The organism is Pseudomonas sp. RW409 (assembly GCF_003184125.1).
Lineage (GTDB): Bacteria > Pseudomonadota > Gammaproteobacteria > Pseudomonadales > Pseudomonadaceae > Aquipseudomonas > Aquipseudomonas chlororaphis_I.
The window spans coordinates 55,107-75,345 of the sequence record NZ_QHHP01000021.1 but is presented as its reverse complement, the minus strand read 5'-3'; the positions used below and the strand labels follow the sequence as shown (position 1 = coordinate 75,345).

At 65.8% G+C, this 20,239-nt stretch carries 18 protein-coding genes; 6 read left to right on the top strand and 12 right to left on the bottom strand.

Translation table 11 applies throughout. The features are described 5' to 3' along the window. The first annotated feature begins 191 nt into the window (after window positions 1–191). The 3 genes from DK261_RS09115 to DK261_RS09105 all read left to right on the top strand — a co-directional run bounded on the left by DK261_RS09115 (window position 192) and on the right by DK261_RS09105 (window position 5,573). Complete coding sequence (locus tag DK261_RS09115) at window positions 192–2,303, top strand: PAS domain-containing sensor histidine kinase (RefSeq protein ID WP_110175820.1); 2,112 nt, start codon at window positions 192–194, stop codon at window positions 2,301–2,303. A 175-nt stretch (window positions 2,304–2,478) separates the two neighbouring features. Further along, window positions 2,479–5,139, top strand: a complete 2,661-nt coding sequence (locus tag DK261_RS09110) for an excinuclease ABC subunit UvrA (RefSeq protein ID WP_110175613.1) — start codon at window positions 2,479–2,481, stop codon at window positions 5,137–5,139. 200 nt (window positions 5,140–5,339) lie between these two features. Further along, window positions 5,340–5,573, top strand: coding sequence for a DUF465 domain-containing protein (locus tag DK261_RS09105; RefSeq protein ID WP_007932361.1), 234 nt, complete (start codon window positions 5,340–5,342; stop codon window positions 5,571–5,573). Between the two features lie 493 nt (window positions 5,574–6,066). Here DK261_RS09105 and DK261_RS09100 read toward each other — a convergent pair whose 3' ends face one another. Together DK261_RS09100 and DK261_RS09095 are read right to left on the bottom strand one after the other, a co-directional pair. Next, complete coding sequence (locus tag DK261_RS09100) at window positions 6,067–7,176, bottom strand: SMP-30/gluconolactonase/LRE family protein (RefSeq protein ID WP_110175612.1); 1,110 nt, start codon at window positions 7,174–7,176, stop codon at window positions 6,067–6,069. A gap of 25 nt (window positions 7,177–7,201) precedes the next feature. Beyond that, entirely contained in the window at window positions 7,202–8,371 is a 1,170-nt protein-coding gene (locus DK261_RS09095) for an SRPBCC family protein (RefSeq protein ID WP_110175611.1), read from the bottom strand. Window positions 8,372–8,465: 94 nt separating this feature from the next. Here DK261_RS09095 and DK261_RS09090 point away from each other — a divergent pair, with 94 nt between their 5' ends. Together DK261_RS09090 and DK261_RS09085 are read left to right on the top strand one after the other, a co-directional pair. After that, window positions 8,466–9,404, top strand: a complete 939-nt coding sequence (locus tag DK261_RS09090; RefSeq protein ID WP_110175610.1) for a LysR family transcriptional regulator — start codon at window positions 8,466–8,468, stop codon at window positions 9,402–9,404. A gap of 124 nt (window positions 9,405–9,528) precedes the next feature. Further along, window positions 9,529–10,155, top strand: a complete 627-nt coding sequence (locus tag DK261_RS09085; RefSeq protein ID WP_038577977.1) for a thiol:disulfide interchange protein DsbA/DsbL — start codon at window positions 9,529–9,531, stop codon at window positions 10,153–10,155. Window positions 10,156–10,262: 107 nt separating this feature from the next. Here the strand turns inward: DK261_RS09085 and DK261_RS09080 are convergent, their stop codons facing one another. The 8 genes from DK261_RS09080 to DK261_RS09045 form a co-directional block, all read right to left on the bottom strand. Further along, a complete protein-coding gene (locus DK261_RS09080; protein ID WP_101282792.1) occupies window positions 10,263–11,675 on the bottom strand; it encodes an amidase in 1,413 nt (470 codons plus the stop codon). Next, window positions 11,672–12,955, bottom strand: a complete 1,284-nt coding sequence (locus tag DK261_RS09075) for a Zn-dependent hydrolase (RefSeq protein ID WP_110175609.1) — start codon at window positions 12,953–12,955, stop codon at window positions 11,672–11,674. The genes DK261_RS09080 and DK261_RS09075 overlap by 4 nt, the downstream gene beginning before the upstream one ends. A gap of 13 nt (window positions 12,956–12,968) precedes the next feature. Beyond that, window positions 12,969–13,664 carry an ABC transporter ATP-binding protein gene (locus tag DK261_RS09070; protein WP_009049691.1) on the bottom strand — a complete coding sequence of 232 codons (696 nt, stop codon included), beginning with the start codon at window positions 13,662–13,664 and terminating at the stop codon, window positions 12,969–12,971. After that, window positions 13,664–14,425: an ABC transporter ATP-binding protein gene (locus DK261_RS09065; protein ID WP_009049690.1), complete on the bottom strand. Its 762-nt coding sequence runs from the start codon at window positions 14,423–14,425 to the stop codon at window positions 13,664–13,666. The genes DK261_RS09070 and DK261_RS09065 overlap by 1 nt, the downstream gene beginning before the upstream one ends. Continuing rightward, entirely contained in the window at window positions 14,422–15,432 is a 1,011-nt protein-coding gene (locus tag DK261_RS09060) for a branched-chain amino acid ABC transporter permease (protein ID WP_025804508.1), read from the bottom strand. The genes DK261_RS09065 and DK261_RS09060 overlap by 4 nt, the downstream gene beginning before the upstream one ends. A gap of 2 nt (window positions 15,433–15,434) precedes the next feature. Then, window positions 15,435–16,295, bottom strand: a complete 861-nt coding sequence (locus DK261_RS09055) for a branched-chain amino acid ABC transporter permease (RefSeq protein WP_101282789.1) — start codon at window positions 16,293–16,295, stop codon at window positions 15,435–15,437. Between the two features lie 84 nt (window positions 16,296–16,379). After that, complete coding sequence (locus DK261_RS09050) at window positions 16,380–17,582, bottom strand: ABC transporter substrate-binding protein (protein ID WP_009049688.1); 1,203 nt, start codon at window positions 17,580–17,582, stop codon at window positions 16,380–16,382. 112 nt (window positions 17,583–17,694) lie between these two features. Beyond that, entirely contained in the window at window positions 17,695–18,465 is a 771-nt protein-coding gene (locus tag DK261_RS09045; protein WP_009049687.1) for a FadR/GntR family transcriptional regulator, read from the bottom strand. A 216-nt stretch (window positions 18,466–18,681) separates the two neighbouring features. On the opposite strand from DK261_RS09045, the gene DK261_RS09040 reads away from it, so the two are divergent. Then, complete coding sequence (locus tag DK261_RS09040) at window positions 18,682–19,086, top strand: DUF488 domain-containing protein (RefSeq protein ID WP_110175608.1); 405 nt, start codon at window positions 18,682–18,684, stop codon at window positions 19,084–19,086. A gap of 12 nt (window positions 19,087–19,098) precedes the next feature. Here DK261_RS09040 and DK261_RS09035 read toward each other — a convergent pair whose 3' ends face one another. Then, window positions 19,099–19,560 (bottom strand): hypothetical protein, encoded by a 462-nt coding sequence (locus DK261_RS09035; RefSeq protein ID WP_110175607.1) that lies wholly within the window; start codon window positions 19,558–19,560, stop codon window positions 19,099–19,101. Window positions 19,561–19,772: 212 nt separating this feature from the next. Further along, window positions 19,773–20,051 carry a hypothetical protein gene (locus DK261_RS09030; RefSeq protein WP_256597559.1) on the bottom strand — a complete coding sequence of 93 codons (279 nt, stop codon included), beginning with the start codon at window positions 20,049–20,051 and terminating at the stop codon, window positions 19,773–19,775. Window positions 20,052–20,239 lie beyond the last annotated feature (188 nt).

The window sequence follows — 20,239 nt, the reverse complement described above, 5'->3', positions numbered from 1 at the left end:
TTTGTTCAATCCTGTCCGGCGCGTGCTGGGTGCACTCGCGGGCAGGGCGACCGACCAGCGGCAGCGGTGATTCGGCCCAGGGGCTGAAAATAGTGAAACCATCCGCACGCACGGTGCTCAAAGGCTCTGGAGGCTGCCGCGTCGCAACCTCTTGAAAACCCATGCTTGTCATGTTTTTCGTAGAGTTCGTCATGCCGTTCTTATCAGATCCTCATGGTTGCCAGGGCTGGAAAGGCGAGATGGCCGCACGCATCCAGGCGTTCGACTGGTCTGTCACCGAGCTGGGAGCGCTGGACCGCTGGTCATCGAGCCTGTGCAGCGCGGTGCAACTGCTGCTGGCCTCGCCGGTGCCGCTGGTCATGCTCTGGGGCCGTTCGGGCTACATGATCTACAACGATGCCTACGCCGAATTCGCCGGTGGCCGCCATCCGTACCTGCTCGGCTGCCAGGTGGAGCAGGGCTGGCCGGAAGTGGCGGATTTCAACCGCCATGTGCTGGACACCTGCCTGGCGGGCGGGACCCTGTCGTACCGCAACAAGGAGCTGGTGCTGCTGCGCAACGGTCAGCCGGAACATGTCTGGATGGACCTCTACTACAGCCCGGTGGCCGGCGACGACCAGGCGCCGGCCGGGGTCATGGCGATCGTGGTCGAGACCACTGCCCATGTACTGTCCGAGCAACGCCGCCAGGAAGTCGAGAACGCCTACCGCGCGGAAAACGAGCGGGTGCAGCTGGCGCTCAATGCCGGGGCGCTGCTGGGGTCCTTTGTCTGGGACATCAAGGCCGATCGGCTGTCGGGCGACGAACGTTTTGCCCGGACCTTTTCCTACCCGCTGGAGCAGCCGCTGGACGACCTGTCGATGGCGGTCGCCGACAGCCGGGTGCACCCCGAGGACCTGGCGCGGATCAAGGAACAGCTGGCCTACAGCGTGCAAAAGGGCGTGCCCTACAACGCCGAATACCGCATCCGCCGGGCGGACGGCAGTTACCTGTGGGTCATGGGCTGCGGCCGTTGCGAGTTCGACGACGCGGGGCAGGCCCTGCGTTTTCCCGGCGTGCTGATCGATATCCATGAACGCAAGATGGCCGAAGAGTCGCTGCTGCAACTGACGCGCAACCTCGAGCAGCGGGTGGCCGAGGAGGTCAACGCGCGGGTCTCGGCCGAGGAGCAGCTGCGCCAGTCGCAGAAGCTCGAGGCCATTGGCGGCATGACCGGTGGCGTGGCCCACGACTTCAACAACCTGCTGCAAGTGATCGCCGGCAACCTGCACCTGCTGGCGCGCCATGAGCCGGACAATGCCAATGTGCAGCGCCGGGTCGGCGCGGCCATTACCGCGGTCGAGCGCGGCGCCAAGCTGTCCGCGCAATTGCTCGCGTTCGCCCGGCGCCAGCCGCTGTCGCCCGAGGTCTACAACCCATGCCGGATCCCCGACAGCCTGAGCGAGCTGCTGCAACGGGCCCTCGGCGAGACCATCGATATCGACGTGCAGTTGCCCGCGCAGCCCTGGTGCATCAAGGTCGATCGCGGCCAGCTGGAAAACGCCTTGCTCAACCTGGCGATCAACGCCCGCGATGCCATGAAGGGTGAGGGCACCATCGGCATCCGTGGCGAAAATGTGGTGCTCGACTGCGGTTTCTGTGCCGGCAAGGGCATCACCGCCGGCGACTACCTGTGCCTGTCGGTGGCCGATACTGGCGATGGCATGCCGCCCGAGGTGCTCAAGCAGGCGTTCGAGCCGTTCTTCACCACCAAGCGCGATGGCCTGGGCACCGGCCTGGGGCTGAGCATGGTGTTCGGTTTCGTCAAGCAGAGCGGCGGCCATATCGAGATGCTCAGCACGCCGGGGCAGGGCACCACGGTGCGCATGTATTTTGTCCGCAGTACCGAGCAGGAACCGGGCGCGGCGCCCCGGCGTGGGCAGCGACCTTGCCATGGCCAGGAAACCATCCTGGTGGTGGAGGACAACGAGGACGTCCGCGCGGCGGCGGTCGAGCTGCTGGAGCACGCTGGCTACAAGGTGCTGGTGGCGGCCAATGGCGATGCGGCCATGCAACTGTTGCTGAATGGCGCCCATGTCGAGCTTATCTTCACCGACGTGGTGATGCCGGGCCTGATCAAAAGCACCGACCTGGCGCTCTGGGCCAAGACCCAGTCGCCGGCCGTGGCGGTGCTGTTCACCTCGGGGCATACCCGCGACATCATTTCCTGCAATCACCAGCTCAGCCCGGACACCCACCTGCTGAGCAAGCCCTACAGCCCGGACGCCCTGACCGCCATGGTCAGGTCGGTGCTGGAGGCGTGAGACTGTAAGCCTCTCAAGCAAAAAGTCCGCTGAACCTTCGAGATCCACGGTTGCTCAAAACCCCGAGCCCATGCACCCTGCAACTCGGTCGGGTGGCTGCCTGTCGCCGGTGCTGGCGCCGAGGGGCTCTCTGACTAGAAATCTCGTCCCGACACCTCCGATACAAGGCTGGCCCATGACTTCAGCGCGCAACATGCCTTCGCCCCAGGTTTTGTCTTCCTTGCCAGCGCACAGCTCGGGTTTTGTCAGGGTGCGCGGCGCCCGCGAACACAACCTGCGCAACGTCGACGTGGATATTCCCCGCGATGCGCTGGTGGTGTTCACCGGGGTTTCCGGCTCCGGCAAATCGTCCCTGGCGTTCTCGACCCTGTACGCCGAGGCCCAGCGCCGCTATTTCGAATCGGTGGCGCCTTACGCCCGGCGCCTGATCGATCAGGTCGGGGTGCCGGATGTCGATGCCATCGAAGGCCTGCCGCCGGCGGTGGCCCTGCAACAGCAACGCGGCACGCCGAGCACCCGCTCTTCGGTGGGCAGCGTCACCACCTTGTCCAGCCTGATCCGCATGCTCTATTCCCGGGCCGGCAGCTACCCGCCGGGGCAGCCGATGCTCTACGCCGAAGACTTCTCGCCCAACACCCCGCAGGGCGCCTGTCCCAACTGCCATGGCCTGGGCCGGGTCTACGAGGTCAGCGAGGCGTTGATGGTGCCGGACCCTTCGCTGACCATCCGCCAGCGCGCGGTGGCCTCCTGGCCGCTGGCCTGGCAGGGGCAGAACCAGCGCGACATCCTTGTGACCCTGGGCTACGACGTCGATATCCCCTGGCGCGACCTGCCTAAAGAGCAGCGCGACTGGATCCTGTTCACCGAAGAAACCCCGACCGTGCCGGTGTACGCCGGGCTGACCCCGGAGCAGACCCGCGAGGCCCTCAAGCGCAAACAGGAGCCGAGCTACATGGGCACCTTCAGCGGGGCCCGGCGCTACGTGCTGCACACCTTCACCCATTCGCAAAGCGCGCTGATGAAAAAGCGCGTGTCGCAGTTCATGCTCGGCAGCCCGTGCCCGCTGTGCGAGGGCAAGCGCCTGAAGCGCGAGGCGCTGTCGGTGACCTTCGCCGGCCTCGACATCGGCGAGCTGTCGCAGATGCCCCTGCTGCAACTGGCCGAGGTGCTCAAGCCGGTGGCCGCCCAGGCTTACCTGGAACAGGCCGAGGAGGCCGGCGAGGCCTGGAGCCACGAGCAGACCCAGGCCGCGCGTCAACAACGGATCGCCCAGGGTGCGCCGGGGCATGTCGGAGGACCGGATGTGCGGCACACGCCGAACCTGTCCCTGGAAAAACGCCTGGCCGCGCAACGCATCGCCCAGGACCTGCTGGAGCGGGTCAGCACCCTGACCGGCCTGGGCCTGGGGTACCTGGCCCTGGAGCGCAGCACGCCGACCCTGTCGTCCGGCGAGTTGCAGCGTCTGCGCCTGGCGACCCAGCTGGGTTCGCAACTGTTCGGGGTGATCTACGTGCTCGACGAGCCTTCGGCGGGCCTGCACCCGGCGGACGCCGAGGCGTTGTTCGAGGCTTTGCAGCAACTCAAAGCTTCGGGCAATTCGCTGTTCGTGGTCGAGCACGACCTGCAGACCATGCGCCGCGCCGACTGGCTGATCGACGTCGGCCCGGCGGCGGGCGAGCAGGGCGGCCAGGTGCTGTACAGCGGCCCGCCAGCGGGGCTGGCCGAGGTCGCGGAGTCGCAGACCCGCGCCTACCTGTTCGCCGAGCAGGCGCCGGCTCGCCGCACCGCGCGCGAGGCCCAGGGCTGGCTGCGCCTGGAGGGCATCAGCCGCAACAACCTGAAGGACCTGAGCGCCGAATTCCCCCTCGGCTGCTTCACCGCGGTGACCGGGGTGTCGGGTTCCGGCAAGTCGAGCCTGGTCAGCCAGGCCCTGCTGGAACTGGTGGGCGCGCACCTCGGGCGGCCGCAGGGCAACGAAGAGCCGGAAGAGCTGAACCTGGAAGACGACGCCCCGCAGGCCAGCAGCGGCGAAGTCACCGCCGGGCTGGAACGGATCAAGCGCCTGGTGCAGGTGGACCAGAAACCCATCGGCCGCACCCCGCGCTCGAACCTGGCGACCTACACCGGGCTGTTCGACCACGTGCGCAAGCTGTTCGCCGCCACCCCCGAGGCGCGGGCTCTGGGTTACGACGCCGGGCAGTTCTCCTTCAACGTCGCCAAGGGCCGCTGCCCGGCCTGCGAAGGCGAAGGTTTTGTCAGCGTCGAGTTGCTGTTCATGCCCAGCGTCTATGCGCCGTGCCCGACCTGCCACGGCGCGCGTTACAACCCGCAGACCCTGGCTATCCAGTGGCAAGGCCTGAACATCGCTCAGGTCCTGCAACTGACGGTGCAGGAGGCGGTCGAGGTGTTCGCCGAGCAAGCGGGCATCCGCCGTTCCCTGGAGGTCTTGCGCGATATCGGCCTGGGTTATCTGCGCCTTGGCCAGCCGGCCACCGAGCTGTCCGGCGGCGAAGCGCAGCGGATCAAGCTGGCCACCGAACTGCAGCGCAACCCCCGCGGTGCAACCCTGTATGTGCTGGACGAACCGACCACCGGCTTGCATCCGCGGGATGTCGATCGCCTGCTGGAGCAACTGGACAACCTGGTGCGGGCCGGTCACAGCGTGGTGGTGGTCGAGCACGAAATGCGCGTGGTGGCCCAGGCTGACTGGGTGATCGATATCGGCCCGGGCGCCGGTGACCAGGGCGGCAAAGTGGTGGTCAGCGGTACCCCGCAGCAGGTGGCCAGGCACCGCAAGAGCCGCACCGCGCCGTTTCTGGCCCAGGCGCTGGGATGAATCGCGGCACCCTCAGCGGGGCTTCGGTCATGGCGGATTGCGAGGCGGGCGGTGGGTCACGGGAAATGCCGCTGAAGGCGACGAACGGTCATTGCTGTGGTCCGATTGGCGGTCGACAGACAGCGGTGGTCGAGGTCATTCTGGTAACTGGCAAGCGCCTGTAAGTGCGCTTGCTACCGATCAACAAACGGAGGTGTTTCATGCCGGTGCCCCATGACCTGTACCAGGACCTGAGCTACAGCAAAGAAGACATTCAACAGCGTCGGGCCAGTGACCCGCACCTGAATGCCTTGTTCGATAAATACTCCAGCATTGATGATCAGGTGCTCAAAGCGGAGGCCGCGGCGGCCGCTGATGAGGAGTTGAAACGGCTCAAGGAAAAGCGGCTGCTGATCAAGGATGAGATCTCCGAGAAGCTGACTGCCCGCTTCTGACCCCGACCCTGTCCTGAGCGAGATGTCCCGAGGCTTCGGGCGTCTCGCCAGGTTCTGTGCTGTAGCTTTCCCTTCCTGCTGTTTACGTAGTTATTTCCCTGTTGCTATCCAACCCGTGGGCGAGGCGCGCCCAGGGGCGGGCGCGCCTGTTTCATCATCTGCCTGGATAAGGGCACACGCATTTGCTAGGGCCTATCACCGGGCCTTTGCAAGGGTCCTTGGACGGCCCGACCACCGGGCACGCGGCCACGGCCGAAAGGGATGAAGTGAGCAGCAGGGAAACCAGCAGGATTTTCATTTTCATAGGGCGTATCCACTCTCAATGTGATGGGGAATCAATCGGACTCGATTGTTCGCCGTTCCTTGTGCGGGCGTCGGGTGACGCCGCGCTGGAAAATCTATATTTGATGCTAATGATAATCAATACCAATATGACGAGCGGTAATAACCCGCTTGTCTGACCCGCTTTGTCCAGGGGTTGGATGCGACGGCTTCAGGGCGTCTTCGCCAGGGCGACGCTCAATGGCAGGCGCGCCATGTGCGTGGCCGTGAGCGAGCCGAAGTACAGGGCGTCGCCGTATTCGCGCACCGTGGTGATGGGCGCGTAGTTGCCGGCGCTGGTGTCCTGCAGGTTGGCGATGACCTGGCCCTGGGTATCCAGGCCGAGGACGAAGCCGCGTTTTTCCACCGGCTTGGGCAGCAGGGTCATGGCGCGCACGATCATCTTGCGCACCAGGGGATAGGGCGCGGTGCCGTCGAGCAGGATATTGCGCGGGGCGTAGAGCGCCACCCAGAAACGTCCCTGGCCGTTGAAACTGAGGTTGTCTGGCAGCCCCGGCAGGTTGTCGATGAACAGGTCGTGGGTCCCGGCCTTGGCACCGCTGAGCCAGTAGCGGCTGATCCGGTAGGCGCCGGTTTCGTTGACCAGCACATAGGCCTCCTGGGGCCCGAGGGCGATGCCGTTGGCGAACTCCAGGCCATCTAGCAATTGTTCGGTCTGGCCGCTCTGGAAGTCATAGCGCAGCAGGCGACCGTCGCCGCCGTGCTCGATCACCGCCTCGCCATCCTGGCCATAGCCCCAGCGGCTGGTGGCGTCGCTGAAGTAGGCATAACGCCCGGCGGCGTCCACCGCCACGTCGTCGGTAAAGCCGAAGGGCAGGCCGTTGGCGGAAGTAGTCAGGGTGCTCAACTGGCCCTTGGCGTCCAGCGCCAGCAGGCCTTTGACCGCGTCGGCGATGATCAGCCGGCCATCCGGGTGGCGGGCCAGGCCCAGGGGGCGCCCGCCGGTATTGGCCAGTACCTGCAGGGCGCTGCCGTCCAGGGCGGTGCGGATCACCCGCCCGTCATGCAGGCCGCTGATCAGCGAGCCGTTCTCCAGCAACAGGGCTTCCGGCCCGTCGATATCCAGCGCGCCCATCGTCTGCAGGCCCTTGAGCTTCTGGTTCTCGGCGTACAGGCCGCTCTTTAGCGAAGGCGCCGGCGGCGGGGTCCAGGCCAGTGGCTGGACCTTGGTCGGCATCAGCAGCAGAAAGGCGCCGATGGCGATGACCACGACCAGCAGCAGATGGCGAATTTTGATCCGACGGGGTGCGACTGGCTTCATCGATGGCGGCTCCTGGGTGATGGGTTCAGGTCACACGCTGCGGTGCGACGCCGGCGCCCAGGGGAATTGCCCGTTGCGCCACTTCGCACAAGGCTAGCAGGGAGTCGGCGGACTCCCGTTCTATCCGCCTTCTGAATAACAGGCGATTGCCCAGGCGCATCAGCAGGCCGTCGAAGCGGTATTCCAGGGTGCGGATAAACCGCGTGTGGTGGGCGTCCAGCGGCTGGCACTCGTAGGTCACCACCAGATGCAGGCCATGATCGCCCTGGGCCGTGGCACGCCAGCGAAGCCCCGGCAGGTACTCGTCGACCCGCCAGCTCAGGTGCCCGCTGCGCCCGCCGGCGTGGATGTCTTCCTCGAAGCGCGCGCCGGCGGGCAGGGCCCCGGCCGGCCCCTGGACCTTCAGCGAAGACGGGTGCCACTCCGGCCAGCGGCTGGAGGCGCTGGCGTAGTCGAGCAGGGCCACCGGGTTGCGCGGAATATCGATCTGATGCTGCATGCGGGTCATGGGCGAGGACCTTGTCGATAGAGAGGAGTTAGCGGGTTCCGGCTCCCAGTACAGGGTGCCGAACAGGTAATCCATCAGCGGCAGGACAATGTTGAAGTTGCGCTCCTGCATCAGCTCGCGGCGGTGATGCAACTCATGCAGGCGGCGCATCTGGCGGATCCACGGCAGCCGCGCCAGCGGATGCCCGGCCGGCAGGTGTTCGCAGGCATGGAACACTTCGTAGGCCAGGTAGCCGATCAGGGTGCAGCTGGCGAACAGCGCCGCGACATTGGCATTCCAGAATTTCAGCAGCCACCACAGCGGCAGGGCGAACAGCAGGCTGTGGACCACGATCAGCCAGGCCGGGAACAGGATCACCCGCCAGTCCCGCGGGCCGTCGTAGGTCATGTATCCGGGCACGAAGAAGCTGTGATGGTCGCCGCTGTGGCGGGCATAGAACATCCGCGCGAAGGCCTGCTTGTGGTGGCCCAGCCAGCGGTGCACGACATAGATGCACAGGTTGAAGAACAGCAGCGCCACCGGCACCGCCAGCCACTCCAGCGGCTGCACCTGGTGCAGGGTGCTCCACAGCAGGGCGATGCATGCCATGCCGTAGGCCAGCACGAAACCGCCGTGCAGCCAGGGGTTGTAGCGCGGATGAACCGCGGCGCGGTAACGCTCGCGAAATGCCAGGGTGGTTTGCCTCAAGGCCGTTCTCCTGTGGGTTTTGTTGTTCTTATTGACAGAAGATTAGTCCTGCTCGAATTATCCAGCTAATGGATATTCGGAATGGGCATTATTCATGAAGCTGAACTTGCGGCACCTGGATCTCAACCTGCTCTTGGTGTTCGACGCGCTGATGCAGGAACAGAACCTGTCCCGCGCGGCGGTGCGCCTGAACCTCAGCCAGCCGGCCGTGAGCAATGCCCTGGCGCGCCTGCGCAGCCAGCTCGACGAGCCGCTGTTCATCCGCACCGCCCGGGGCATGCAGCCGACGCCGCGGGCCCATGTGCTGCACGGCTCGGTGCGCCAGGCCCTGCGCCTGTTGCAGGAAGGCCTGGACCCGAGCAGCGAGTTCGACCCGGCGGCGTCCGACCAGACCTTTAGCTTGTCGATGAACGACTACGCCCAGGCGCGCCTGTTGCCGGCGCTGTCACGCCGCTTGCAAAGCGCTGCGCCCAAGGTGCGCCTGGCGGTGCGCAGCGACGCCGCCGACTCCCTGCCAGCCTGGCTGACCACCGGGATGCTCGACCTGGCGGTGGACTACCTGTACTTCGACGATCCTGACCTCTGCTACCAGCCGCTGCTGGAAGAACAGCTGGTGGTGATCGGCCGTATCGACCACCCGGCCTTCGAGCCGCAACTGAGCCTCAAGGCCTATGAGCAGAGCCAGCACGTGGCGATTCCGGACCGGGGCGGGCGCGGCTCACCGCTGGAGATCGTCCTCGGTTCGGCCAAGGTCCAGCGCCATGTGCAGCTGTTCGTCCCGCATTACCTGAGCATCCCGTTGATCGTCGCCCAGTCGGACTTGCTGGGCACGGTGCCGCGGCGCCTGGCGGAGCACTTCTGCGCGCTGATGCCGATCCGCATCGCCGAGCTGCCGCTGGTGGCGCCGCCGGTGCAGGTCAGCCTGATCTGGCATCGCCAGCAGGAGCGGGTTCCGGGGCATCGCTGGCTGCGCCAGGAGATCATCGCGCTGGCCGCCCGGTTCGTGGGGCAGCCGGAGCTGTCCGGGCATTGATGACAAAAAACCAACAAAAGATTAAGACGGGTCTGATTGGCATCGCGGATGTCGTCTGTATCCTTTGGGGCCCGCTCGATGAGCAGCCGTGCTGACTCAGAGGCGCCAACCCATTGGAGATTGCATGCGTCACTCGATTCTGAACATTGCCCTGGCAGCCAGCTGCCTCTTTGGCTTGGCCGGGCAGACCGCCATGGCCGCGGTGGATGCCAGCCAGTACGTGGAACTCAAGGATGCCGTGCCGCAGGTCGTGCCCGGCAAGATCGAAGTGGTGGAACTGTTTTCCTACGGCTGCGGCCACTGCTACAACCTCGAAGCCTCGATCAACCCCTGGGCGGCCCAGCTTCCTGAGGACGTGAACTTCGTCAAGCTGCCGGCCATGTTCGGCGGGATCTGGGATGTCTACGGCCAGCTGTACCTGACCCTGGCGACCCTGGACGCCAAGCCCGAAGTGCACCATGCGGTATTCGAGGCGATCCACCGCGGCAACCGCCTGAAAACCCCCGAGGCCATGGCCGAGCTGCTCAAAGGGCAGGGCATCGAGCCGGCGAAGTTCCTCGCCACCTACAATTCCTTCGCCGTGCAGGCCAAGGTGATGGACGCGAAAAAACGCACCGCGGCCTACCAGGCCACCGGCGTACCTTCGCTGGTGGTGGACGGCAAGTACCGCTTTGGCATGACCAGCGACGGCGCCAAGGGCCTGTTCGCGGTGGCGGACCAGTTGATCGCCCAGGTGCGGGCGGCGAAGTAAGCCCTTGATCCCCTGGCCGTTGCCGAGCCTTCAAGCTTCGGCGGCGGCTCCAGGGCATCGAGCAGTAGCCAAAAGGGCATCGATAGCGATGCCCCCCATAAGCATTGTCAGTCCTTGATCAGCGGTGCCTGCGGGTGCGGGCTCGGGAACGCCTGCTCATAAGCCCGGCACAGGCGCAGCACCTGATCATCGGCAAACCGTGCGCCCACCACATGCAGGCCTACCGGCAAGCCGTCCTCGGCGAAGCCACATGGCACCGACGCGGCCGGCTGCTGGGTCAGGTTGAAGGGGTAGCTGAAGGGCGTCCACTCCATCCATTCGCCCAGGCCGGAACCCGGTGGCACGTTGTGCCCGGCGGCGAAGGCGGTGAGCGGTAGCATGGGCGAGACCAGCAGGTCGTAGCGACTGTGGAACTCGGCCATGTGCGCCACCAGCGCCGCACGGGCTTCCAGGGCCAGGGTGTACTGGTGGAGGCTGATGTCTTGGCCCTGCCGGGCAATGCGCAGCAGGCCCGGGTCGAGCTGCTGGCGTTGCTCCTGGCTCAGTTGCCCGGCCAAGCGCGCGGCGCCGGCGAACCACAGGGTATTGAACAGTTCCAGCGGGTCGCTGAACCCGGGGTCGACCTGCTCGACATGGGCACCCAGTTGCGCCAGGCGTTCCACCGCCCGGGCCACCACCCGCGCCACCTGTGGCTGCACCTTCACGTAACCGAAGTCAGGGCTGTAGGCGATGCGCAGGCCTTTTAGGTCAGTGCTCTCCGGCAGCCAGGGCGTGCTGCGCGGGGCGCCGACCAGGCCGTCGCGGGCATCCGGCCGGGCGACGGTTTGCAGCATCAATACCGCATCGTCGACGGTGCGGGTCATCGGTCCCAGGTGCGAGAGAAGGGTCATGGCGCTGGCCGGCCACTGCGGCACGTAGCCGAAGGTCGGCTTGATCCCGAAGGTGCCGGTGAAGGCGCAGGGAATGCGGATCGAACCACCGGCATCGCTACCCTGGTGCAGCACGCCGAGGTTCAGCGACGCCGCGGCGGCCGCGCCACCGGAGGAACCGCCGGCGGTGGTGCGGGTGTCCCAGGGGTTGCGGGTGATGCCGTACAGCGGGTTGTCGGTCACGCCTTTCCAGCCGAATTCCGGGGTGGTGGTCTTGCCCAGCAGCACCGCGCCGGCGTTGCGCATAAAGGCCGGGAAGGGCGCATCGACATCCCAGGGGCCGCTGGCGGAAGTGGTTTTCGAACCCTTGCGCGTGGGCATGCCACGGGTCAGGGTCAGGTCCTTGATCGAGGCCGGCACGCCGTCCAGCGCGCCGCAGGGCCGGCCCTTGAGCCAGCGCTGCTCGGAGGCCTTTGCCGCGTCCAGCGCGCCTTGCGGGTCGACATGGCAATAGGCGTTGACCTGCGGGTTGAAGCGCTCGATGCGCGCCAGGGCGTCCTCGGTCACTTCCACCGGCGACAGGCGTTTGTCGCGGTAATGGGCGAGCAGTTCGACGCCGCTCATCTCGGCAATTTCGCTGTGTCGGGTCATGCCGCTGCTCCTGTTTGTTGCGCCGCGTTGATCATGGCCCGCAGCAACACCGCGCAACCGTCGGCCAGGTCCTGGGGCGCGGCGTTTTCGATTTCGTTGTGGCTGATGCCGCCTTCGCAGGGCACGAAGATCATCCCCGCCGGGCCCAGCTCGGCGACGAAGATCGCGTCGTGCCCGGCGCCGCTGACGATGTCCATATGGCTCAGGCCCAGCTGTTCGGCGCCCTGGCGCACCGCGGCGACGCAGGCGGGGTCGAAGTCCAGCGGCGGGAAGTCGGCGGTGGCGGTCAGCTCGAAGCCCAGGCCGTGCTGCTGGCAGGTGTCTTCGATCACCTGGCGCACCTCGTCGACCATGGCCTGCAGCTGGTCGGCATGCAGGTGGCGCAGGTCGAGGGTCATTTGCACCTGGCCGGGAATCACGTTGCGCGAGCCCGGGTGCAGGCTCAGGCAGCCGACGGTGCCGCAGGCGTGGGGCTGTTGTTCATGGGCGATGCGGTTGACCGCGCTGATCACCTGGGCGGCGCCCACCAGGGCATCCTTGCGCAGGTGCATCGGTGTCGGCCCGGCATGGGCCTCGACCCCGGTCAGGGTCAGGTCGAACCACTTCTGGCCGAGGCAGCCCATGACCACGCCAATGGTGGTCTGGCGGTCCTCCAGCACCGGGCCCTGTTCGATGTGCGCCTCGAAATACGCGCCCACCGGATGGCCGAGCACCGCCCGCGAGCCGGCATAACCGATGCGCTGCAACTCGCTGCCCACCGACAGCCCCTGTTCGTCCTGTTTGCGCAGGGTGTCGTCGAGGTCGAACTTACCGGCGAACACCCCCGAGCCCATCATGCACGGTGGGAAGCGTGAACCTTCTTCGTTGGTCCAGACCACCACCTCGATCGGCGCCTCGGTCTGCAGGCCGAGGTCGTTGAGGGTGCGGATCACCTCCAGGCCGGCCATCACCCCGTAGCAGCCGTCGAACTTGCCGCCGGTGGGCTGGGTGTCGATATGGCTGCCGGTCATCACCGGCGGCAGTTGCGGGTTACGCCCGGCGCGGCGGGCGAAGATATTGCCGATGCCGTCGATGCTGACGCTGCAACCGGCCTCTTCGCACCAGTGCACGAACAGGTCGCGGGCCTGGCGGTCGAGGTCGGTCAGGGCCAGGCGGCATACGCCGCCCTTGGCGGTGGCGCCCAGTTGAGCGAGGTCCATCAGCGATTGCCAGAGGCGTTCGCGGTTGACCAGCGGGGCGCTGTCTTGCAACAGGGGTACGGACACAATCGGACTGTTCATTTCAGCTCTCCCCTCAGGCGCTCAGGGCCAGGTAGCGGTTCTTGATGCTCGGGTCGGCACGGAAGTCAGCGGCGCTGCCTTGGTAGACCACGCGACCCTGTTCGAGGACGTAATGGCGGTCGGCGAGCTTGTCGCAGACCATCAGGTTCTGTTCCACCAGCAGCACCGGCAGGCCGTCGTCCTTGATCTTGCGCAGGATCTTCACCAGCTCGTCGACAATCACCGGGGCGAGGCCCTCGGTGGGTTCGTCGAGGATCAGCAGCCTGGGATCGTTGAGCAGGGCGCGGGCGATGGCGAGCATCTGCTGCTCGCCGCCGGACAGCGCATGGCCGGCGTTTTTGCGCCGCTCCTTGAGGCGCGGGAACATGCCGTAGACATCCTCCAGCTGCCAGCGGCTGCTCTTGCGCTGGGCGATGCGCAGGTTTTCCTCGACGCTGAGCAAGCGGAAGATACCGCGGTGTTCCGGCACCAGCGCCAGGCCCTGGCGGGCGATCTCGAAGATCTTCTTGCCCACCAGCTCCTGGCCGTTGAAGCGGATCTGTCCCTGGCGCGGGCAGATGATCCCGAGGATGCTGCGCAGGGTGGTGGTCTTGCCCGCGCCGTTGCGCCCCAGCAGGGTCACCAGTTCGCCGGCGTTGACCTGCAGCGAGACGCCTTCGAGGACGTGGCTCTTGTCGTAGTAGGAATGGATATTCTCGACGGTCAGCATCAGGCGGCTTCTCCCAGGTAGGCGCTGCGCACGCGCTCGTCGGCGCGGACGAATTCTGGCGTGCCTTCGACCAGGATCTGGCCGTGGCTCATGACGGTGATGCGTTGGCTGATGGACATGACGATGCTCATGTTGTGCTCGATCAGCAGCACCGTGTGGTCGCGGCCGAGGTCGCTGATCAGCTGGGTCATGATCGGGATGTCGTCGATGCCCATGCCGGAGGTCGGCTCGTCGAGCATCAGCAGTTTCGGCCTGGAGCAGATCGACATGCCGACTTCCAGCACCCGCTGCTGGCCGTGGGACAGCTCGCCGGCGAGGGTGTCGGCGCGTGCCGTCAGTTGCAGGCGTTCGAGCACCTGGTCGGCCATCTCCAGGTGTTCGCGGCGGCTGTCGAGGTGGCGCCAGAAGTTCAGCGCCGCCAGGCCATCGCGACCCTGGGCGGCCAGGCGCAGGTTTTCCCGCACGCTGAGGTTCTGGAACAGGCTGGTCAACTGGAACGAACGGGCCATGCCCAGGCCGACCCGGCCGTGGGCCGGCTTCTTGATGATGTTCTTGCCGTTGAACAGGATCGCCCCGGCGGTGGCCTGGCGTTCGCCGGTCAGGCAGTGGAACAGGCTGGTCTTGCCGGCGCCGTTGGGGCCGATGATGGTGTGGATGGTGCCGGCCTCGACCTTCAGGTTGACGCCGTTGACCGCGTGGAAGGCGCCGTAGGCCAGCTCCAGGTCCTGGGTTTGCAGCAGGTACTGCGCGGGGCTGTTCATGACAGTTTCTCCTCGGTCGGCAGGGCCGCCTTGCGTGGCCTCAGGATGCGTTCGAACAGGCTCGACAAGCCGCCCCACAAACCACCACGCATGAAGATCACCACCAGGATCAGGATGATCCCCAGCAGCATCAGCCAGCGTGGCCAGAGTTCGGAGAGGAACTCACCGAGCAGCACGATGGAACCGGCGCCCAGCAGGGAGCCGAACAGCGAGCCGGTGCCGCCGACTATGGTCATGATCAGGATGTTTTCCGACATCGCCAGGTCGATGCTCGACAGCGGCACGAAATGCAGGAGCATGGCGTACAGCGCCCCGGCGATCCCGGTGACCGCGCCGGACAGCATGAACACCAGGATCTTGAAGTGCCGGGTGTCGTAGCCGATGGCGGCGGCGCGGGTTTCGTTCTCGCGGATCGCCATCAGCGTGCTGCCGAACGGCGAGGCGATCACCCGTCGGGCGCCGATGAAGATCAGCAGGAACAGCACCGCGACAAAGGCGTAGAAGTAGCGCGCGTCGCTCAGCGACAGCAGCACCGTGTCGCCGATGCGGATCTCCGGGCGCGGCACGCTGAGCAGGCCGTTGTCGCCGCCGGTCCAGTCGCTCAGGGTGTAGGCGATGAAGTAGGCCATCTGGCTGAAGGCCAGCGTCAGCATCACGAAGTAGATGCCGGTGCGCCGGATCGCCAGGGCGCCCACCAGCAACGCCAGCAGCGCGCCCACCAGGGCCGCGCCGAACAGGGCGCTGAACAGCCCCAGTTGCAGGTGGATCATCAGCAGCGCGGCGCAGTAGGCCCCGGCGCCGAAGAAGATGCCCTGGCCGAACGACAGCAGGCCGGTGTAGCCCAGCAGCAGGTTACAGGCCAGCGCCGCGAGGGCGAAGATCAGGATCTCGCTGGCCAGGGTCGCCGATGGCAACACCAGCGGCAGGCCGATCAGTACCGCGACCACCAGCCACGGCAGGGCGCGCGACTGGGTCTTGGCGAACGGCAGGGGATTTTTCTCGCTCATGTTCATGCTCTCCCGAACAGGCCGTAGGGACGGACCAGAATCACCGCCGCCATGGCGCCGTAGATCATCAGGCTGGCGCCTTGCGGCCAGAGGGTGGTCATCAGGCTCTGCACCACGCCCACCAGCAGGCCGCCTACCAGGGCGCCGCTGAACGAACCCATGCCGCCGATCACCACCACCACGAAGGCGACCCCGAGGATTTCCGGGCCGACAAAGGGCTGGGCGCCACGCAACGGGGCGAACAGCACCCCGGCGATCCCGGCCAGGGCCACGCCGAGGGCGAAGGTCATGGAGAACAGGCGGAAGATGTTGGTGCCCAGCAGCGACACGGTCTCGGTGCTTTCGCTGCCGGCGCGCACCAGGGCGCCGAAGCGCGTGCGCTCCAGCAGCAGCCACAGCGCCAGCCCCACCAGTGCCGAGAAGCCAATGAGGAACAGGCGGTAGTAGGGGTAGACGAAGTCGCCGACGATCAGCACGCCGCGCAGCAGTTCCGGCACCGCGACGCTTTTGCCGACGGGCCCCCAGATCAGCACGCTGGCTTCCTGGATGATCAGTGCGATGCCCAGGGTCACCAGGATCTGGAAGGTGTGGGGCAGGTGGTAGATGCGCTGGATCAGCAATCGCTCGATGGCCCAGGCCAGGGCCGCGACCACCAGCGGCGCGACCAGCAGCGCCAGCCAGAAGCTGCCGGTGAGGCTGACGGCGGTGTAGCAGATGTAGGCCCCGAGCAGGAAGAACGCGCCGTGGGCGAAATTGACGAAGTTCAGCAGGCCGAAAATGATCGTCAGGCCCACCGCGATCAGGAAGTAGATCATCCCCAGGCCGAGGCCGTTGAGGATCTGGAACAGGTAAAGATTGAGCATGCGGGTACCCTCGACAGGGGGCCGGCGACTGTCGTCGTCGGGCGGCCCGCTGCCTCTAGCCAGCGATGGAAAGGTCGGTCGGGGTCAGGCCAGGTTGCAGCCGGTGGCGCCGGCATCCGGGAACGAGCGCCCGGAACTGAGCACTTCGGCCAGGTCGTCCTTGTCGCGCATGCTGGCCGTGGCCTTGCCCTGCAGCAGGTAGTAATCCTTGATCACCTGGTGGTCGCCGGCGCGGATGCTTTCCTCGCCGGTCGGCCCCTGGTACGTCAGGCCTTGCATGGCCTTGGCCACGGTCGCGCCGTCGAAGCTGCCGGTGGCGACTATGGTGTCGAGCATGATCTTGGTGCCGATGTAGTCGGCGGCCAGCGGGTAGGTAGGGTTGATGCCGTACTTGGCCTGGGTCAGCTTGACCAGCTCGCGGTTGAGCGGGGTGTCGACCTGGTGCCAGTACTGCGCGCCGAGGTAGACGCCTTCGAGCACGTCGCTGCCCAGCTCCTGGAACTGGTCGAGCCCGGCGGACCACACCAGCAGCACTTTCATGCGTTCCTTGATGCCGAAGTTCACCGCCTGGCGCAGGGCGTTGGAGGACTGGCTGCCGAAGTTGAGCAGCACCAGTACGTCGGGCTGGGCGGCGATGGCGTTGGTCAGGTAGCCGGAGAATTCCTGTTCCTGCAACGAGTGATAGCTGTTGCCGACGTGCTCGATGCCATGCTCGGCGCACACCTGTCTGGCGCCGGCCAGCAGCGCTTCGCCGAATACGTATTGCGGGGTGATGGTGTACCAGCGCTTGGCCTCGGGCAGGCGCTTGATCAGCGGCACCATGGTTTCGCGAATGGCGCCGTAGGTCGGCACCGACCAGCGAAAGGTCGAGGCATTGCAGTCCTTGCCGGTGACTTCGTCGGCGCCCACCGGGGTCATGAACACGCCGTTGACCTTGCTCACTTCCTTGGCCACCGCCAGCGCCGAAGACGACAGGGTGCAGCCCTGGAAGAATCGCGCGCCGTCCTGGGCAATCGCCTCCTGGACCTTGCGCACCGCCTTGCCGGCGTTGCCTTCGGTGTCGATCACCTTGTAGTTCAGCGGGCGGCCGAGCAGGGTCGGGTACTGTTCCACCGCCAGGCGCGAGCCCATGTCGGCGAACTTGCCGTAGCTGGCGAAGGCGCCGGACATCGACTTGAGCCCGTAGAAGGTAAAGGGTTCGGCGGCAAAGGCGTTGCGCACCCCCAGCGGAAGGCTGAGGGCTCCGGCAACGGTCAGACTGGCTTTCAACAACGTACGACGCTGCATGGGGTAACTCCCTGGTTTAGTTATTGGCAGGAGTGGCAATGGCAAAACGGCGCAGCAGCCTGTGTTCAGGCTTTGTTATTGGCGAAGCGGCGTGTGGCGGGTGCGGCGGTTATCAGTGGTGGTGATCGAACTCCAGCAGGAAGTGTTGGGTGACCTCGCCCTCGAGGGCGCTCATATGGTGTTCGGCGTCGCACATGTGTTCGTGCATCAGCTGGCGTACCGCGGCTTCGTCCTCGGCTTTGAAGGCCAGCAACAGGCGCTTGTGGTAATCGAGGTTGGCGGCGTCGAACTGCTTGCGCTTGGGCTTGTAGGCCTTCTTCAGCACTACCAGGTCGCGCAGCAGGTCATTGAGGAACTGCGCCATGAAACTCAGCAGCGGGTTGGGGCAGGCGCGGCCCAGCAGGTTGTGGAATTCCAGCTCGGCGATGCGCTGTTCGCGCTGGCCGGCCTCGCTGTCTTCCGGGGCGCTGCAGAAGTCGATGTTGGCCTGCAGCGCCTCGAAGTCGTCGGCGCTGAGACGGCCGATCACCGACACCGCCAGCTCCACTTCGATGACCTTGCGCAGCTGGTACACCTGCTCGCCGTCCATCTGTTGGAAGTGCAGGTAATTGCGCAGGGCGCGGCTCGCCGGCTCGGTGCCGGCCTGGTTCAGGTAGGCGCCGCCGCTGGGGCCGGTGCGGGTGTTGACCAGCCCTTCGACCTCCAGCGCCTTGAGCGCTTCGCGGGCCGAACCCTTGGAGCACTGGAAGCTTTCCATCAACTCGCGCTCGGTCGGCAAGCGGTCGCCGGGACGCAGGGCGTTGATCACGATGGAGCGTTTGACCGACTCGACAATCACGTCGGAAAGCTTCTGGCGTTTGCGGCGAACAGGTCGTTTGAGCATGTTTTCGATTTATCGTATTAATGCGGATAAATAGTACTTAATAGGGCTGGGCGCGGTGCGTCAATCATCCAGGGAACGAGGTGTCGTTTTCGATGCGGGAGGGTCGTAATCAGACCCCGGGGGAGTGGTGGCGAGGCACTGGTCTTCGTCCTGTGCCAGGCCTTGTCCAGCCACTAAGCTGATGGCAGGTCATGCCGTCATAGAGGGGAAGAACCCATGATTCTGTGCAAACGCGCCTACGAACCGGCGAGCCCCGACGACGGGTATCGGGTGCTGGTGGACCGGCTGTGGCCGCGTAACTGTCGCAAGGAGCAGTTGCCGCTGGACGAGTGGTTGAAAGACCTGGCGCCGTCCACCGGATTGCGCCGTGCCTTCAAGTCCGGCGAGCTGGATTTCGCCACCTTCCGCAGCCGTTACCGCCAGGAACTGACGGCCCGCCCCGAGCATTGGTGGGCGTTGCTGGAACGCGCGCAAAAGGGCCGCCTGACCCTGGTGTACTCGGCTCACGATGAAGTGCACAACAATGCCCGGGTGCTGGCCGAGTGGCTGGAGGACGAGCTGGACCGGCAGGGCGAGGGGAGTTCGCCGGCGTGTTACGCGCACCTTTCGCCGCCTGAATGAAGGCGCTGCGCTTCAGGGTTGCCTCAACATCACATAAGCCTCGCCGCCGCGCCGGTCGTGCATCAGCAGGAAGGTCTGCTTATCGAGGGTGATTTTCGCCGGCAGGTGCTGCGCCACCGGGGTGCTGGAGAACTGCTCGGCCAGCTTGAGAAATTGCGCGGTCAGGGTCTTGTCCCGCTGCGACGGCGTGGTCACCGCGCATTGCTTGCCTTTCTGTACCTGGACCCCAAGGCTGTGGTCCGGCCTCAGTCCCATCCGCGCATAGCCGGCATCGTCCAGCCTGGCGATGCCATAGCCCTTGGCCGCGTTGTCGGCCCCGGCGAAGGAGGGCGCGGATTTCAGGCAGATGTCCCGGAAGGCCAGCACGCCTTCGGCGATGGCCGCCGGTTCCTTGTCGATGACTTCGGGCGGGCTGGCGCAGCCGGCCAACAGGGCCAGGGCCAGGCTCAGAGGGCTCAGGATCGTGCGGTTCATCGGACCTCCCAGGCATTCACGGGGCATGTTTATAGCCTAGCCAAGCTTCTGCCGGCGCGATGGGTCGGCCCGATATAGCGCAGTGCCCGGATCGCCAGCAAGCTGGCTCCTACAGGTCTGGCAGTGTTTGCTGGGGGGGCCGGACCCGCTTTATGTAGGAGCCAGCTTGCTGGCGATGAGGTCCTGAAAGGCGCCGCTGAAAGCAGGGCGGCTCAGTTGAACCCGACCGACCATCGGTTCACCGTTTCCGGTTCATGGCGCTGGCTCGGGTCGGTTTCGTAATTGCACTGAGGGCCGCTGCAGGTGTGTTCCAGGGTGATCGGTGCCTTGAACTCCAGGTGGAACTTGCTGGGTTCCGGCTCCGCCGCCGGGGCGGCCGTTGCCTCTGTCAGGACGGGCGCCGGGTAGCTCAGGTCCAGGCTTTCGGCCTGTGCCGGCAGGGCCAATACACAGAGCATAAGGCTCGCCAGGAGGGTGTTGTCGCTGGACATCATGGGTACCGCGTTTGCACAAAAGGGTTGCCGAGTATAACGAACGCCTCCCCGGAAATTTAAGCCGAAGGCTCTATCACGGGCCTTGTGCGGCAACGGGTCGCGGTTGGCGCCTCGCACCATGAAACATTTGTCATGGGCCGCCGGCGTCGCCAGCCCCTACACTGGCTTTCACCTCCATGGCTCAC